At 56.1% G+C, this 15,079-nt stretch carries 18 protein-coding genes; 9 read left to right on the forward strand and 9 right to left on the reverse strand.

Annotated elements, in window-relative coordinates; all coding sequences use genetic code 11:
• Both BXY66_RS11680 and BXY66_RS11685 read right to left on the reverse strand, forming a co-directional pair.
• Nucleotides 1-95 (reverse strand): GTP-binding protein (locus tag BXY66_RS11680; protein ID WP_131822069.1); only part of this gene is annotated, 95 nt, incomplete at its 3' end.
• A gap of 99 nt (nt 96-194) precedes the next feature.
• Nucleotides 195-812 carry a hypothetical protein gene (locus tag BXY66_RS11685; protein ID WP_132860435.1) on the reverse strand — a complete coding sequence of 206 codons (618 nt, stop codon included), beginning with the start codon at nt 810-812 and terminating at the stop codon, nt 195-197.
• 217 nt (nt 813-1,029) lie between these two features.
• Here BXY66_RS11685 and BXY66_RS11690 point away from each other — a divergent pair, with 217 nt between their 5' ends.
• On the forward strand, nt 1,030-2,325 hold the full coding sequence (locus BXY66_RS11690; RefSeq protein WP_132861054.1) for a cytochrome P450: 1,296 nt from the start codon (nt 1,030-1,032) through the stop codon (nt 2,323-2,325).
• Nucleotides 2,326-2,467: 142 nt separating this feature from the next.
• On the opposite strand, the gene BXY66_RS11695 is transcribed toward BXY66_RS11690, so the two are convergent.
• Nucleotides 2,468-4,804, reverse strand: a complete 2,337-nt coding sequence (locus tag BXY66_RS11695) for a DNA topoisomerase IV subunit A (RefSeq protein ID WP_132860436.1) — start codon at nt 4,802-4,804, stop codon at nt 2,468-2,470.
• Nucleotides 4,805-4,958: 154 nt separating this feature from the next.
• Between BXY66_RS11695 and BXY66_RS11700 the strand changes: the two genes are divergently transcribed.
• The 7 genes from BXY66_RS11700 (at nt 4,959) to BXY66_RS11735 (ending at nt 10,065) form a co-directional block, all read left to right on the forward strand.
• A complete protein-coding gene (locus BXY66_RS11700) occupies nt 4,959-5,585 on the forward strand; it encodes an SH3 domain-containing protein (RefSeq protein WP_165929168.1) in 627 nt (208 codons plus the stop codon).
• Between the two features lie 330 nt (nt 5,586-5,915).
• Nucleotides 5,916-6,404: a bacterioferritin gene (gene bfr, locus BXY66_RS11710; RefSeq protein ID WP_132860439.1), complete on the forward strand. Its 489-nt coding sequence runs from the start codon at nt 5,916-5,918 to the stop codon at nt 6,402-6,404.
• Nucleotides 6,405-6,434: 30 nt separating this feature from the next.
• The gene (locus BXY66_RS11715) at nt 6,435-7,268 is read left to right on the forward strand and encodes an SDR family NAD(P)-dependent oxidoreductase (RefSeq protein WP_132860440.1); all 834 of its coding nucleotides are present in this window, start codon (nt 6,435-6,437) and stop codon (nt 7,266-7,268) included.
• An 87-nt stretch (nt 7,269-7,355) separates the two neighbouring features.
• Nucleotides 7,356-7,559: a twin transmembrane helix small protein gene (locus tag BXY66_RS11720; protein WP_132860441.1), complete on the forward strand. Its 204-nt coding sequence runs from the start codon at nt 7,356-7,358 to the stop codon at nt 7,557-7,559.
• Nucleotide 7,560: 1 nt separating this feature from the next.
• Nucleotides 7,561-8,133 (forward strand): cob(I)yrinic acid a,c-diamide adenosyltransferase, encoded by a 573-nt coding sequence (locus BXY66_RS11725; RefSeq protein WP_132860442.1) that lies wholly within the window; start codon nt 7,561-7,563, stop codon nt 8,131-8,133.
• A 244-nt stretch (nt 8,134-8,377) separates the two neighbouring features.
• Nucleotides 8,378-9,136 carry an electron transfer flavoprotein subunit beta/FixA family protein gene (locus tag BXY66_RS11730; RefSeq protein WP_132860443.1) on the forward strand — a complete coding sequence of 253 codons (759 nt, stop codon included), beginning with the start codon at nt 8,378-8,380 and terminating at the stop codon, nt 9,134-9,136.
• A complete protein-coding gene (locus tag BXY66_RS11735; protein ID WP_132860444.1) occupies nt 9,136-10,065 on the forward strand; it encodes an electron transfer flavoprotein subunit alpha/FixB family protein in 930 nt (309 codons plus the stop codon). The genes BXY66_RS11730 and BXY66_RS11735 overlap by 1 nt, the downstream gene beginning before the upstream one ends.
• A 79-nt stretch (nt 10,066-10,144) precedes the next feature.
• Here BXY66_RS11735 and BXY66_RS11740 read toward each other — a convergent pair whose 3' ends face one another.
• On the reverse strand, nt 10,145-10,972 hold the full coding sequence (locus tag BXY66_RS11740) for a DUF6473 family protein (protein ID WP_132860445.1): 828 nt from the start codon (nt 10,970-10,972) through the stop codon (nt 10,145-10,147).
• A gap of 159 nt (nt 10,973-11,131) precedes the next feature.
• On the opposite strand from BXY66_RS11740, the gene BXY66_RS11745 reads away from it, so the two are divergent.
• A complete protein-coding gene (locus tag BXY66_RS11745; RefSeq protein WP_132860446.1) occupies nt 11,132-12,007 on the forward strand; it encodes a 3-hydroxybutyryl-CoA dehydrogenase in 876 nt (291 codons plus the stop codon).
• 76 nt (nt 12,008-12,083) lie between these two features.
• On the opposite strand, the gene BXY66_RS11750 is transcribed toward BXY66_RS11745, so the two are convergent.
• From BXY66_RS11750 to BXY66_RS11770, 5 genes are all read right to left on the reverse strand, one after another.
• Nucleotides 12,084-12,956: a lysophospholipid acyltransferase family protein gene (locus BXY66_RS11750; protein WP_132860447.1), complete on the reverse strand. Its 873-nt coding sequence runs from the start codon at nt 12,954-12,956 to the stop codon at nt 12,084-12,086.
• Nucleotides 12,957-13,031: 75 nt separating this feature from the next.
• Nucleotides 13,032-13,310, reverse strand: a complete 279-nt coding sequence (locus BXY66_RS11755) for an HPr family phosphocarrier protein (RefSeq protein WP_132860448.1) — start codon at nt 13,308-13,310, stop codon at nt 13,032-13,034.
• 3 nt (nt 13,311-13,313) lie between these two features.
• Nucleotides 13,314-13,706 carry a PTS sugar transporter subunit IIA gene (locus tag BXY66_RS11760; RefSeq protein WP_132860449.1) on the reverse strand — a complete coding sequence of 131 codons (393 nt, stop codon included), beginning with the start codon at nt 13,704-13,706 and terminating at the stop codon, nt 13,314-13,316.
• Nucleotides 13,703-14,635 carry an RNase adapter RapZ gene (gene rapZ, locus BXY66_RS11765; RefSeq protein WP_243694371.1) on the reverse strand — a complete coding sequence of 311 codons (933 nt, stop codon included), beginning with the start codon at nt 14,633-14,635 and terminating at the stop codon, nt 13,703-13,705. The genes BXY66_RS11760 and rapZ overlap by 4 nt, the downstream gene beginning before the upstream one ends.
• Complete coding sequence (locus tag BXY66_RS11770; protein ID WP_132860450.1) at nt 14,632-15,072, reverse strand: HPr kinase/phosphorylase; 441 nt, start codon at nt 15,070-15,072, stop codon at nt 14,632-14,634. Before BXY66_RS11770 ends, rapZ begins: the two co-directional genes overlap by 4 nt.
• Nucleotides 15,073-15,079 lie beyond the last annotated feature (7 nt).

Below are 15,079 nucleotides of genomic sequence, written 5' to 3' on the forward strand. Positions count from 1 at the left end.
ATCGCTGCCGTCAGAGTGGTTTTACCGTGGTCAACGTGACCAATGGTGCCGATGTTGCAGTGCGGTTTACTGCGCTCAAACTTTTCCTTAGCCATTTCGGGCGCCTTCTAAGTGTTAGGGGGTCGTAACGACCCGTTTACCTCTACCGCGCGCGACATATTGGTTTGCGCGGGAAAAATCAAGCGGGCTTTCGCTTAACGCAGCTCATCCAGCTGCTTCTTGCGTTCCGCGCGCTCTTGAGCACTGTCTTTCCAGCACTCTTTCTGAACTTCAGGTGGTACATTGTCAGCCAGACATGCGCGGTTGTCGTGCATCCACTCTTCGATCTGCTTCGCAGCATTGTAGGTGAGATTCGCCATCTGCTCTTCGGCAGTCATGGTCATTCCAGAGCTCACCCCGATGGTTGTAAAGCTTTCCAACACGACAAACTCGCGCGCTTCGTCATTGAATTTGCCGCCAGCGCGATCGTCCCATGCGGTCACGGTGATGATCAGCGCGGACTTCGGAGACAAGACCAGCGGCACACCGTTTTGAGCAAGCACGTAGCCCGAAATGTTGATGCCAAAGTGCACAACCCGGTCGCCGTCATAACGACCGAAACGCGCATCCACGGCGTTCTTCATCGATGCGATGAACTCGTCCTTGTCGGCCGGACGCGACAGCGGGCCACGCTGGAATTGCGGCGCAACCACAATGTTGTGACCAAGGACAAAATCGCCCAGATCCTTTTTCGGGTCGCTCACCGGACCGCTTGGCGCGGTACAAGACACCAGCGCAGCCAGTGCTGCGATGCAAACTGCCAATCGGATCATGCTCGAAAGTCCCTCTTATCTTCTTTGCAAGTGGCATAGCCGATGCCCGCGCTTCGCGCAATCGTGGGCTATGCGCACAGCGGTGATCACTTTAAGCTGATTGTACGTATTCCGAAGGAAACCTCGTCAGGAGTTTGCCTTGCATCCGCCGTCTGCCAACGTCAACGACCGATTGCCGCCAGTGCACGTGCCACTCGCGACTGAACCTCTTGGTATTATGGGCTCTTTGAAAGCCGCGCGCAGCAACCTCCTGTCGATCCTGCCGGAGATTGCCGTGCGTCAGCCCATGGTTTCAGGTCAAACCGGCATCCGCTGGCACATGATTATGGACCCCGGAGCAATCCGACGGGTTTTGCTGGAAAACGTTGATAACTATCCGAAGTCGAAGGCCACCAAGAACATTCTGCGCCCCGCCATCGGTGACAGTCTGTTTATTGCCGAAGGTGCCCACTGGCGTTGGCAACGACGTGCCGCCGCTCCGGTATTTAGCCAGCGAAACATGCTGTCGCTTGCTCCGGTAATGAGCGCCGCCGCCCTTCGTGCCGTCGACCGAGTCGCAGCAGCGGGAAATCGCGCCGTGGATTTTCAGGACGAGATGGTGCGAACAACATTTGATGTGATCTCCGAAGTCACCTTTTCGGGAGACGGGAGTTTTGATGCCGATGCCGTACATCGTGCCATCGATTTATACATTGCCGAAGCCGGAAAAGTCTCGCTTCTGGACATGCTCGGCGTACCCGATTGGGTGCCGCGCCCGGGGCGTGTTTTTTCCGGAAAAGCCGTTGGGAAAATGAAATCCGTGGCAGACGAAGCCATCGAGGCGCGGCGCAAACGCGGTGCAAGCGATGTCCCGGACCTACTTGATCTTCTGATGGCCGGCGAGGATCCGGAAACGGCCAAATCCATGAACACGTCAGAACTCCGTGACAACCTGCTGACGTTCATTGTGGCGGGTCATGAAACGACCGCTCTGACCCTGGCGTGGTCACTCTATCTTTGTGCCTACGATCAGGACGTGCAGGAACGGGCAAGAGTTGAAGCTCAACGGTGCATGTCCGGCGCTGCTCCGACGGGAGAGGAAGCCGCAAAGATGCCGCTCATCCGCCAGATCGTGGACGAGGCGCTGCGGTTGTATCCACCTGCGGGCATCATTTCACGTACCGCGCAGGCGCCTGACGTCCTGTGCGCCCGCGATATCCGCCCGGGCGACACCGTGATGATCCCGATCTACGCCCTGCACCGCAATCACATGCTCTGGGACAATCCGAATGCTTTCGATCCGTCGCGCTTTGCTGACAAAAAATCCGTTGATCGATATGCCTATCTGCCTTTTGGGGACGGACCACGCATTTGCATAGGCGCAAGCTTTGCCATCCAGGAGGCCGTGATCATTCTCGCCACGCTACTGGCCCGGTTCCGGTTCGAACTTGTCGAAGGGCGCGATCCGGATCCGGTGATGATCCTCACGCTGAGACCTGACGACGGGGTCTGGCTCACCGCTAAACCCGTGTAAGAAAACAGACGTTTTGCCGACGTAATACCGACGTTATGCAGACAGCCGTTTTGACAGATTGCGCCCGCACCTTTCTGGCTTACGCGCGGCTTAAGCCGGCGGCCTGAGCCTTGGGTATTTGTGACCAGAAAGAAGGCCTGACCTAGTCAAAGGTGAAGGTTTTTGGGAAACCGTAGGGCGCCTTTTTACCGACGCCGGCGCGCTTGCCCAGCCAATCGGACATGTCCGGTTCGTGCCGCGTCTTTCCCCCCATGGACCAGCTGAGCCCCTCTTCCCAATTGAAGGTCGTGATGTCGCTCAGTCCACCATCCAGTTCCAGAGTTCCCTGTCGCCCGCGCGCCATGTTGTATTTTTGGATGCGCACACCCTTGCCACGCCCCAGTTCGGGCATTTCGGAAATCGGGAAGACAAGGAAGCGGCCGTTTTTAGACACAACAGCGACGTGGTCGCCCGACACAGGCTTACAAATTTGAGCCCGGATGTCGTCCTTTACGTTGAGCACCTGTTTGCCTGTGCGCGTCTGCGCAATAACGTCTTTTTCTGGCACGACAAACCCGTCGCCGGCACTAGAGGCCACCAGTAGCCTGCGCTCTTTGTCATGCACAAAAATGTCAACAATCTCAGCCTCGTTTGGCAAATCAACCATCAAGCGCAAAGGCTCTCCCATGCCACGTCCACCCGGCAAGTTCGCGGCGCTGAGCGTGTAAAACCGCCCGTTTGTCGCAAAGACCAGCAGCCGGTCCGTCGTTTCAGCGTGGAATATGAACCTCGGTCCGTCACCATCCTTGAACTTGAGTTCACGGGACAGATCGATATGACCAGACATGGCGCGGATCCAGCCCATCTGCGAACAAACAATCGTCACCGGTTCACGGTCGATCATCGCTTCGATCGGAACGTCTTCGACCTCTCCCGCTTCAGCAAATTGTGTGCGGCGTGCACCGCCTTCGTAGTCTTTGCCAAAAAGCTTTTTAGCTTCCTTCAACTGCTCCGAAATCCGCTCCCACTGAAGGCCTTCACTGTCGAGCAAATCCTCAAGACCGGCACGTTCCTCCATAAGCGCATCGCGTTCTCGGATAAGTTCAAGCTCTTCCAGTCGGCGCAAGCTACGAAGGCGCATGTTCAAGATGGCTTCTGCCTGCACCTCCGTCAGTTCGCCCTCTCCCTTGGCTGGCAGAGGCGATTTATAGTCTGCTTCGGAGGTAGCTCGAACGTGCTCGATTCCCCAGTCCTCGGCCATAAGAGCCTGTTTGGGAGCGTCGTCGTAGCGGATAATATCGATCACACGGTCCAGATTTAGGAACGCAATGATAAAGCCTTCCAAAACCTCCAAACGGTGGTCGATCTTCTCCATTCGGTGTTTGGATCGACGGATTAGGACCTCACGCCGGAAATCCAAAAACGCACGCAGCACTTCCTTCATGGAACATACTTTGGGCGTCACACCGTCGATCAGCACGTTCATGTTCAAGGAAAAGCGCACTTCGAGATCCGAGGTCCGGAACAGCATATTCATAAGAACGTCCGGATCCACGTTCTTGGATTTGGGTTCCAGGATCAGGCGAATGTCATCGGCGCTTTCGTCCCGAACATCGCCAAGGATCGGCACCTTCTTCGTCTGAATGACTTCTGCCAGTTTCTCTATCAAGCGCGATTTTTGCACCTGATAGGGGATTTCCGTGACGACAATCTGCCACTGGCCGCGACCCAAGTCTTCTTTTTCCCACTTGGCGCGCAAACGGAATGAACCGCGTCCAGTCCGATAGGCCTGCGCGATATTTTCCTTTGGCTCGACGATCACGCCGCCGGTCGGAAAATCCGGCCCCGGAACATAGTTCAGCAGGGTATCATCGCGCACATCCGGCGTCTTGATCATATGAAGGCAGGCGTCGCACAGCTCGGAAATATTGTGCGGCGGAATGTTGGTTGCCATCCCAACCGCAATCCCACTGGCACCGTTGGCCAGCAGGTTCGGGAAAGTGGCTGGCAAGACGACCGGTTCGTTCAGCGTCCCGTCATAATTTTCACGGAAATCAACAGCGTTTTCGTTGAGACCTTCCAGCATGGCTTCTGCCACAGAGGTCATCCGCGCCTCGGTGTATCGGCTCGCAGCTGGATTATCGCCGTCGATATTCCCGAAATTACCCTGACCATCGACCAGCGGATATCGGACGTTAAAATCCTGTGCCAAACGCGCCATCGCGTCATAGATCGCGGCGTCGCCGTGCGGGTGATAATTGCCCATCACATCGCCCGAAATCTTTGCAGACTTACGGAATCCTCCGGACGACGACAACTTGAGCTCGCGCATCGCATAGAGAATGCGGCGATGCACCGGCTTCAACCCGTCTCGTGCGTCAGGCAGAGCCCGATGCATGATCGTGCTGAGTGCATAGGTCAGATAGCGCTCGCCAATCGCACGGCGCAGCGGTTCAGTCACATTCTGGGCGGAGAAATCGTCGTCGATCAGGTCGGTCATAAAGCGGTGATACCCAAGCCCGCGACGCCGGTAAAGCAGATGGATGGGGACAATTCAGGTTTTTTCCCCTCAGAATCGACTCCTGCCCTCGATAATCTGCTATTGTGACGCGTGCCTTTGTAGTGACGTGCCTAATATTTTCGGAGATTTCATAGTGAACAAGTTTGTTGTTGTCAGTTTTGCGTTCATGGGATGGGCGTTTTACGAACTCAGCGGCGGTTCCGATTTTGAACCGACGTACCGTCGCGACGTTGTAGAGGCTCAATCCCAGAAATCCCCTGTTACTCCTGAACCCGCGCGCATCACTGCAACGCCGATTGAACCTGTTGTGACCAAAGCTGCCGCCGTCGTTCCCACCGTGCAACGCAAAGAGGAAGCGATTGTGGAGACCGTAGCAGCGCCCACTTCGGTTCAAACGCCGCTTCTCGCAGTCGACGCGTCCACCACTGCCAATTTTGCCACTCCCCAAGGTTCAACGCCATCACTCACGGACGCCCTTTCCGATAAGGTAATTGAAACGCAGCCTGCTCTGATCAAACTGGGCGAAACCACGCTCATTTTGCCTGAAGTCAAAAAGGACTTTCGGTCAGTAAACGGATCGCGTGTGAATTTGCGCGGCGGCCCTGGCACCTCTTTTGGCGTTCTGGGCGTGTTGGTGCGTGATCAAGAAGTCGAAGTGCTGCGCGACGAGGGTAAAGGATGGGTCAAGCTCCGCGATCAAGAGACCGGAAAAGTTGGCTGGATGGCGGCAAAAATGCTTTCACCTCTTCCCTCTGAGTAACCTTCCAGCCAAGTAATTTTGTCAGGATTGACGGCCACACCACTTTTCCCTACGAAAATCCCGACCAATTTACTCGGGACAGAATCATGATCGTCTGCAGTTGCGCACGAATCTCTGACAAAGACATCCATTCGGCCATCGACTGGATGCGGGCCTCGGACTCTGCAGCAATCATCACACCCGGCAAAATTTATCATGCTCTAGGCAAAGCCCCGACCTGCGGAGGCTGCATGAAGCTTTTTGTTGCCTCGATGCGCTCAAACCCTAATCTGGAGGTGCCTGCCGAATTGCGCGGCCTACGTGGCGCACCATCCAGAAGGAGTGAGAGTGATGAAGGGCGATCCCAAGGTTATCGAGTATCTGAACAAAGCACTGCGGGTTGAACTGACAGCAGTCAGCCAGTTTTGGCTGCACTACCGCCTGCAAAAAGACTGGGGCTACGGCAAGCTCGCCAAGAAGATGCGCGAAGAATCCATCGAGGAGATGGAGCACGCCGACAAGCTCATTGACCGCATCATCTTTTTGGAAGGCCACCCCAACTTGCAAACGCTCGATCCGTTGCGCATTGGCGAAAACGTGCGTGAAACTCTGGCCTGCGATCTCGAGGCCGAAATGGAGGCTGTCGCACTCTACTCCGAAGCGCGAAAATTCTGTGCCGAAGTGGGGGACTTCGCCTCTATGGGTCTGTTTGAAGAGTTGATCAACGACGAGCAGGGCCATATCGACTTCCTCGAAACGCAACTGGAGTTGCACGACACCATCGGTGCGCAAAACTACGGCCAACTGAACGCCGAAAGCGCCGACGAAGTCGACGACTAAACCAGCCCGAAGCGGGCAGCCGGGACATCTATGACCAAGAAAACCATTCTGATCACCGGCTGCTCCACGGGTATTGGCCTTGCGGCTGCGCGGGGCCTTCGCGACAGAGGCTGGCACGTGATCGCCAGTTGCCGAAAACAGCGCGACTGCGACAGGCTTCGCGCTGAAGGGTTCTCCAGCCCGCTGATCGACTATCGTGATACCGGCACAATAACCACCGGCCTCAAGGAAACACTTTCCGAAACCGGAGGGACGCTCGACGCCGTATTTCACAACGGCGCGCGTGGCCTGCCGGGGGCGATCGAAGACCTGCCAACTGACGGCTTCCGTGACTTGATGGAGAGTAATCTTCTGGGATGGCACGAACTGACACGTCAGGTTCTCCGCGTGATGCGCGCGCAAGGGCACGGGCGCATCGTTCTCAATTCGTCCGTTCTAGGCTATGTCTCCATGCGCTATCGCGGCGCCTATGTGTCTACCAAACACGCACTCGAAGGCTGGGCGGATAGCCTGCGTATCGAACTGCGAGGCACTCCAATATCGGTAAGCCTGATCGAACCCGGCCCAATCACATCAGCGATGCGCAAGAATAACGCCGAACAGTTCTTTGAGTGGATCGACTGGGAAAACTCGGTTCATTCCGACAGTTACAGATCGGGGCTGGTGGCGCGTTTCAGTGAAGACAAGCAAGGCCTCGACCCTTTTGAGCTTCCTGCTGAGGCCGTAGTGGAAAAAGTACGACATGCCATCGAAAGCCCGCGCCCGCGCGCCCGCTACCGAGTGACAAAACCAGCGCACCTCATGAATTTCCTCCGCCGTGTCTTACCGACCAAAATTCTCGACTGGGTGATCTCGAAAGGCTGACCTTCCGTAGATGACCAGCAAGGTAGTTCAGTTTTGCCCCGTGAGGGTCTATCACTGGGCGCGTTCACCAGAGATAGGAGCAGAATCATGGCCGACGATCCCCTCTTTTGGGTTGCCGCTATCGCCTGTTTTGCGGTGCTGTTCATTTTGATGATCGGCGTCGGCGGCTTTGCCAAAGGCGGCGACTTCAACCGGAAACACGCCAACAAGATCATGCGCCTGCGTATCGGGGCACAGTTCGTGGCGGTGTTGCTCATTCTTGTGTTTGTCTGGTTCCGGACGGGAGGTTGACGTGGTTGTTCTGAACAAAATCTATACCCGCACTGGCGACAAAGGCTCAACTGCGCTGGGTAACGGCGACCGAGTGGCCAAATACGACCTGCGGGTGACCGCCTATGGCACCTCGGATGAGTTAAACTCCACCCTCGGCGTAGCACGGCTACATGCCGAAGGTGCCATGGACGCCCAACTGTCCTATATACAGAACGACCTTTTTGATCTGGGTGCAGACCTCTGTCGTCCAGATATGGCCAAGGACGCCGAAAGCGAATACCCACCCCTTCGAATGGCTGAGACCCAGGTTCTCCGGCTGGAAGCCGAGATCGATGCGATGAACGATCGGCTGGAGCCGCTTCGAAGCTTTATCCTACCCGGAGGTTCGGCTCTTGCCGCCCACCTTCATATTTGCAGAACGGTTGCCCGACGCGCAGAGCGTCTTGCTGTAGAACTTTCGCAGTCCGAGGAGGTAAATCCGCACGTGATTACCTATCTCAACCGACTATCAGACTGGTTCTTCGTGGCAGCTCGAATTGCAAATGACGACGGTCGTTCTGACGTGCTTTGGGTTCCCGGCGCGAATCGCTGAATCGGAAGCATTGCGCCGATTGCGCTAACATCGCGCTTGACGCAATCTCCCCTTACGTAACTTTTCTGCACTGCCGCAATAATCTTGCAAGAAACGTAACGTGAAACAGCCAAACGTGACGTCGATACGACGAAACGTGACGATTTTGCTCTGTTTCATGTGCGCGCAAGAATATATCAACGCCCATGAGAGCATTGCTTGAGCCGGACCCCGGCTCTGACATTTTGTAAGGAGTCCAACGCCCATGAAGGTACTTGTGCCTGTAAAGCGCGTGATTGACTACAACGTGAAAGTCCGTGTGAAAGCGGATGGAACCGGTGTCGATCTCGCCAACGTGAAAATGTCGATGAACCCATTCGACGAGATTGCAGTCGAAGAGGCCATCCGCCTGAAAGAGGCCGGCAAGGCAGACGAGGTTGTCGCCGTTTCCATTGGTGTGAAGCAAGCTCAGGAAACCCTGCGCACCGCACTGGCCATGGGCGCTGATCGCGCCATTCTGGTGGTTGCAGCTGACAGCGTCGATCAAGACATCGAGCCTCTGGCAGTTGCCAAGATCCTCGCCAAAGTTGTCGAGGAAGAGCAGCCTGGCCTGGTGCTCTGCGGCAAGCAAGCAATTGACAACGACATGAATGCCACTGGCCAAATGCTGTCCGCCCTTCTCGGTTGGTCGCAGGCGACATTTGCGTCCGAAGTCGACATCGATGGCGACAACGCTGTTGTAACCCGCGAAGTGGACGGTGGTTTGCAGACCATCAAAGTCTCTACGCCGACCATCATCTCCGTGGACCTGCGCCTCAACGAGCCGCGCTATGCATCCCTGCCGAACATCATGAAGGCGAAGAAAAAGCCGCTGGATGAGAAGACCGCTGCCGACTACGGCGTGGACGTCACTCCGCGTCTTGAGGTTGTCAAAACCTCTGAGCCGTCTGAGCGCGCTGCAGGCATCATGGTTGGCTCCGTGGACGAGCTGGTCGAAAAACTCAAAGAAGCGGGGGCTGTGTAATGGCTGTTCTTCTTCTCGCAGAAGTCAACAACGGCGAACTGGCATTGGACGCCACCGCCAAAGCTGTCACCGCCGCAAAGGCGCTGGGTGACGTGACCGTTCTGGCTGCAGGCGCATCTGCTGCCGCAGCCGGCGAAGCCGCCGCGAAAATCGACGGTGTGGCCAAGGTATTGGTTGCTGAGGACGCCTCATTGGGGCATCGCCTCGCAGAGCCTACCGCAGCACTGATCGTGTCTCTGGCTGGCGACTACAGCCACATCGTGGCACCGGCGACCACCGACGCCAAGAACGTGATGCCACGTGTGGCAGCACTTCTGGACGTGATGGTTCTGTCCGACGTGACCGCAGTGGTCGATGCCGACACCTTCGAGCGCCCGATCTATGCTGGTAACGCAATCCAGACTGTGAAATCTTCTGACGCAACCAAAGTCATCACCTTCCGTACGTCGACCTTCGACGCGTCCGGCGAAGGCGGCTCCGCATCTGTGGAAACTGTTGGCGCAGCAGACAACCCCGGCCTGTCCGAATGGGTTGAAGACAAGGTTGCCGAAAGCGATCGCCCTGAGCTGACCTCGGCTGGCATCGTCGTTTCCGGTGGTCGCGGCGTTGGTTCTGAAGAAGACTTCAAAATCATTGAAGCGCTTGCTGACAAACTCGGTGCTGCCGTTGGTGCATCACGCGCGGCCGTTGATTCTGGCTATGCTCCGAACGATTGGCAGGTGGGTCAGACCGGTAAGGTTGTTGCACCGGAACTGTATATCGCAGCAGGTATCTCCGGCGCCATTCAGCACCTTGCAGGTATGAAAGACTCCAAGATCATCGTTGCGATCAACAAAGACGAAGAAGCGCCGATCTTCCAGGTCGCCGACTTCGGTCTGGTTGCAGACCTTTTCGAAGCAGTCCCGGCATTGACCGAAAAGCTGAGTTAAGCCGCGTCCCGAACGCGTGACAAATGAAAGGCCCGCCAGATTGGCGGGCCTTTTTTGTTTTTCACTGTCCAATTTTGCCTTAGACCAATTCCTGCAGCACGCGCGAAAGCGCCTTTGCGGTCTGTTCGTGTACTTTGGGACCAAGCATCTGCTTTGCAGCAACCTGTTCCATTTCGGAACACACCATTTCTTCAAACGCTTCTTCAGCTTCTTCAGGGGTCACAACGACCTCGACAATTTCGTCAACCAGCGGACGAAGCTCGTCGAGCATCCCACGATCGATAAAGAGCGGATCACGTCCAAGCTCCGTCGTAGCGGCTTCGTCGTCCGGCGAGTGTTCTGCCACCCACAAAAGAACGACGCGCCCCCCAATCGTATTCAAAAGCAGCTTCATGCGTGCGCTCCAGGCCATGCGCAATTCCTCTCGGACCATGGCATAGCGCTCGGGCGCTCGGGTCAGCAGTGTTTGCAGCATATGGCGCGTAAAGTGGAATTCGCTGAAATCAACTTCGTTGAATACGAGCTGCATCATCTGACTTGCACCAATGAACCGGTCGTTTCGGCGCGGATGCACCTTATAATACCGGTTGGACATATTCTGTGCGCCCATTATCTGAATGACAGTTGCATCCGCATGCTGCGCAACATCCAAAACCGAAGGTTCCGCCAGAAAAGCATCAATGCCTGCGTTGACACAGCCAAGGTTCACGCACTCCGTTCCGGTCTCCGCTTCGACTTGATTCACGAACGGCATCGGCACAAACTTACCGTAGGTCTCCGTGCCGCCAATGAATGCAACATAGGCGTCATCTAGGGTCTTCTTTGGACCGCGGAACGCGATCCGGGATTTTCCATATCGACACGGCGCGTAATCGATTTCGCCCGCATCCATTTTAGCAAAGGACATATTTTCACCACAACTTTCCTCACCCGCGCCCAGATTCGCGCAAACTGTTTGCCAAATGCCTAAAGCGATAAGTTGCGGAAAATTTTAGCGGTCGCGCCCCCTTGCAGAGGCCTGAAAGGCAGGCATAAGGTCGGTCAAACCTAAAAAAGAGGTCGTTTCATGGACATCGGGTCAATCGGAGTGGTCGGGGCCGGCCAAATGGGCAACGGCATCGCGCATGTCATGGCTCTGGCGGGCTATGAAGTCCTGCTCAATGACATCAATCAGGACGCTCTGGACGCGGCTGTTGCGCGAATCGACAAGAATCTCGAACGCCAGGTAAGTCGCGAAAAAATCTCTGCTGGCGAGAAAGCTGCCGCGATGGGGCGGATCGCCACAACGCTTGAACTACCAAAACTTGGTGGCACTGACCTTGTGATTGAGGCCGCAACCGAACGCGAGGAAATCAAACACCAGATCTTCGATATCCTGAAACCTCACCTGGGACCTGACACGATACTGACGTCCAATACGTCTTCCATTTCGATCACCCGCTTGGCGTCCCGCACCGACCGACCTGAACGATTCATGGGATTCCACTTCATGAATCCGGTCCCGGTTATGAAGCTTGTGGAATTGATCCGTGGCATCGCGACCGATGAAGAGACCTACCAGACCTGCCTAGGGATCGTTAACAAGCTCGGAAAAACCGCAGCCAGCGCCGAAGACTTTCCGGCCTTCATCGTAAACCGGATCCTGATCCCCATGATCAACGAAGCCTGTTACACGCTGTACGAAGGCGTCGGCAACGTCGCCTCGATCGATGCTGCCATGAAGCTTGGTGCCAATCACCCTATGGGTCCTTTGGAACTTGCGGACTTTATTGGTCTGGATACCTGCCTTGCAATCATGAATGTGTTGCACGACGGGTTGGCAGATACAAAATACCGCCCCTGCCCGTTGCTGACCAAATATGTCGAGGCTGGATGGCTGGGCCGCAAAACAAAGCGTGGTTTCTATGACTATCGCGGAGAATCGCCCGTCCCGACGCGCTGACTCACCAATACTCGCCACATCGAAAAAGACCCGCGCTGTTGCGCGGGTCTTTTTTGTTCAGCGTGGGAATCTAACTTCAATCATTTTCGCCAAGATCCAAGGTGTGCTGCCGCAGCCATGCCATGAAACCCCGCGGATCGCTGTGAAGCTGTTCCATCTGTGCGTCGGTAAGTGGCTTACCCACAACCGGCTTCTGAGGTTTGTTGCATGACCGAACAATCTCGTGAAGCAGAAGCCCCTGCCGCAGAATAGGCGAGATCTTGTTTGCGATCTGATACCAGCGGCTATTGGAACCCGGGTAGAAGATCGGAACAACGCGCGCGCCAGACCGACGGATCATCTGCGCGGTAAAAACGTTCCATTCCTGCTCGACTGCCGGGCCGAACCATGTCTCCGAACTCATAACAACGCCGGAGGGGAAAAGCGCGACAACGCCGCCTTCCTTGAGATGTGCCATGGCATTTGCACGCATCTCGACCATCTTGCGTTGCGCTTCCGGGTCATGCGGAAACGGCACGGGAATCATGAAACTCGACGCAGCTTCATCCAATCCGGTGAGAACAGATCTGGTGAGAATACGATAATCCTGCCGCACACGACCGATTAGGTCGGCAAAAATCATACCGTCCACCATGCCATGCGGGTGGTTGGCGACAACCACAACCGGGCCTTCGGAGGGGATGTTTTCAATCTGCTCTTGCGGGGTTGTCAGCTCGATGCCCATAACGTTCAGCGCGCCACGCCAGAATTTCTGGCCGCGATACTGTTCGTTGTCGCGTTCGAACTTGTTGACCATTCGCAAGATTCTGAGCTTGCCGGTCATCCATTCGATCGCACGAATGGCAAAACCGGTCCAGGCGTCATCAAACGAATTCGCATACGTCAGAGTACGGCGATCATAAATCTGGCCGTCGTCTGGAGCGTCCTCATTGGCGCCCTTATTTGCCATCTGCGGCTCTGGCACTGTGTCCACCAAGTCAGTCTTCCCGTTCTGGGGCTTGTTCAAAGCCCTATCTTATCCGCCTTAGAAGCCTTCGCCAAACTTGTCTGCCACAAGGGCTTCTATGGCATCGGCAAGTGCGACCGCATCAGGGCCACTTGTTGTGACATCAACGGAAGTTCCTTTAGACGCCGCCAACATCAGCAAACCCATAATACTGTCGCCGCCCGCGCTCAAGCCATCCTTTGTCACTTCAGCCGAAGCGTCAAATCCCTCGACGACCTCGACAAGCTTCGCAGAAGCGCGCGCGTGCAGTCCCTTTTCGTTGATGATCGCAAGCGTGCGACTCGTGGTTTCACTCATGGATCACCCCGTCTGGATATTCTGGCTGTCTATGTATTTTCGTCCTGCCTCAAGCGACAGCTTTACGGCATCCGCGACCTCAAGGTGACGGCTTTTTGCCAGCTTGATCAGCATGGGCAGATTGGCGCCATAAAGAATGCGGCGGTTGGCCGGCGCGCATGCCCGCAGGCTTAAATTGGATGGCGAACCGCCAAACATATCTGTCACTATTACAACGCCGTCTCCGGTATCCACCTCGTCGGCTGCGGCACAGATTTCACCCTGTTTGGCGGGGCGGTCATGGTCGGGCTCAATCGCAATGGCTGTGACACCATTCTGAGAGCCGACAACATGTTCCATGGCTGCGAGGTATTCTCCCGCCAGCCCGCCATGTGCCACGATCACTATTCCGATCACGCTTTTCGTTCCCCATCTTCTGTGCTGTCCGGCCCATGCCCCGGAAGCGTTGCGACCCGATTGAGTTCGCGGTGACTAATTGACACTTGCCAGCCCTGTTGTGCAAGGGCGGCCGCAACGGAATCCGCTACAAAAACGGACCTGTGCCGACCTCCAGTGCATCCAAATGCAATCATCAGGTGGCTGCGTCCTTCCGAAATATAGGAAGGCAACAATGCGGAAACCATGGTCATGAGCGAGTCACAGAACGGTTGATAGGCCGGATCCGCAGCCACATAGGCGCCAACCGGCGCATCTCCGCCGTCCATTGGCCGTAATTCGGCATTCCAATGCGGATTGCGCAGAAAGCGGCAATCAAAAACCATGTCCGCGCTTTTTGGCAGTCCCCGTTTGTAACTGAACGACTTCACCGTCAGTGCAAGTGACTGTCCCGCGTTCGGAGCGTATTGCACCGTCACAGCGGCGCGCAGATCATGCGGACTAAGTTCCGAGGTGTCTATCAGGACGTCTGCCCGCGCACGGACGAGCTCAAATAATGCCAGTTCGCGGTCAATGCCTTCTGTCGGGTCTTCGTCAGGGGCCATAGGATGGCGACGACGGGTCTCGCTGTAGCGCCTCGCCAGAACTTCGGCGCGACAGTCAAGGTACAACAACTCGGGTACTGCACCCGGGACACGTTCCAACAGATGCAACGCTTCCAGCAATGCTGCGGGAGAGAAATCCCGGTTGCGTACATCGAGACCAAGAGCCATGGGGCGATCAAGCGGCTGGTCGGACAGCAATCTGTCCAATAATCCCATCGGCAGGTTGTCGATGGTTTCAAACCCCGCATCCTCAAGCGCCTTTAGAGCGGTCGTTCGTCCTGCACCGGACGGTCCTGTCAGCAACAAAAGCGGGTGCGCATCTCGCTTGGCATCGGTGGCGCTCACGCGTTTCTCCCTTCGCGTAGGTATTGCAGAATCGCAGGCGCAAAATGCGCCGCTTCCACCCTGAGACACAAGGGAAGAGACACGCCAAGTATTCGAGTCTCACGAGGATGTGGCAGCCGACTTGTCTCCGTGCGATCCAGATCTACTGCCAGGACCACCTGCGCATGCCCGACCGCTTCTGCAGAGAGAATGCCAATGCCTCGCGCCTCAATCTTGCTTTTGATGGTTTCGGGTGCACTGGCCCAAAGCTGGCCGTTGCGCGAAACGACCTCCGTCCGGTCATCAGCCACAAGGCGTGCGCCATAGGCCATAAGTTGCAATGCCAAGGCCGATTTTCCAGACCCAGAAGCCCCTGTAATGACAACCGCGTGCCCAGCCAGGGACACGCAGCTTGCATGGAGGATGGCTTGGTCAGGGTCGGCGGGACCATGTCCCATGTCGCCC

It is taken from the genome of Shimia isoporae (assembly GCF_004346865.1).
GTDB lineage: Bacteria > Pseudomonadota > Alphaproteobacteria > Rhodobacterales > Rhodobacteraceae > Shimia > Shimia isoporae.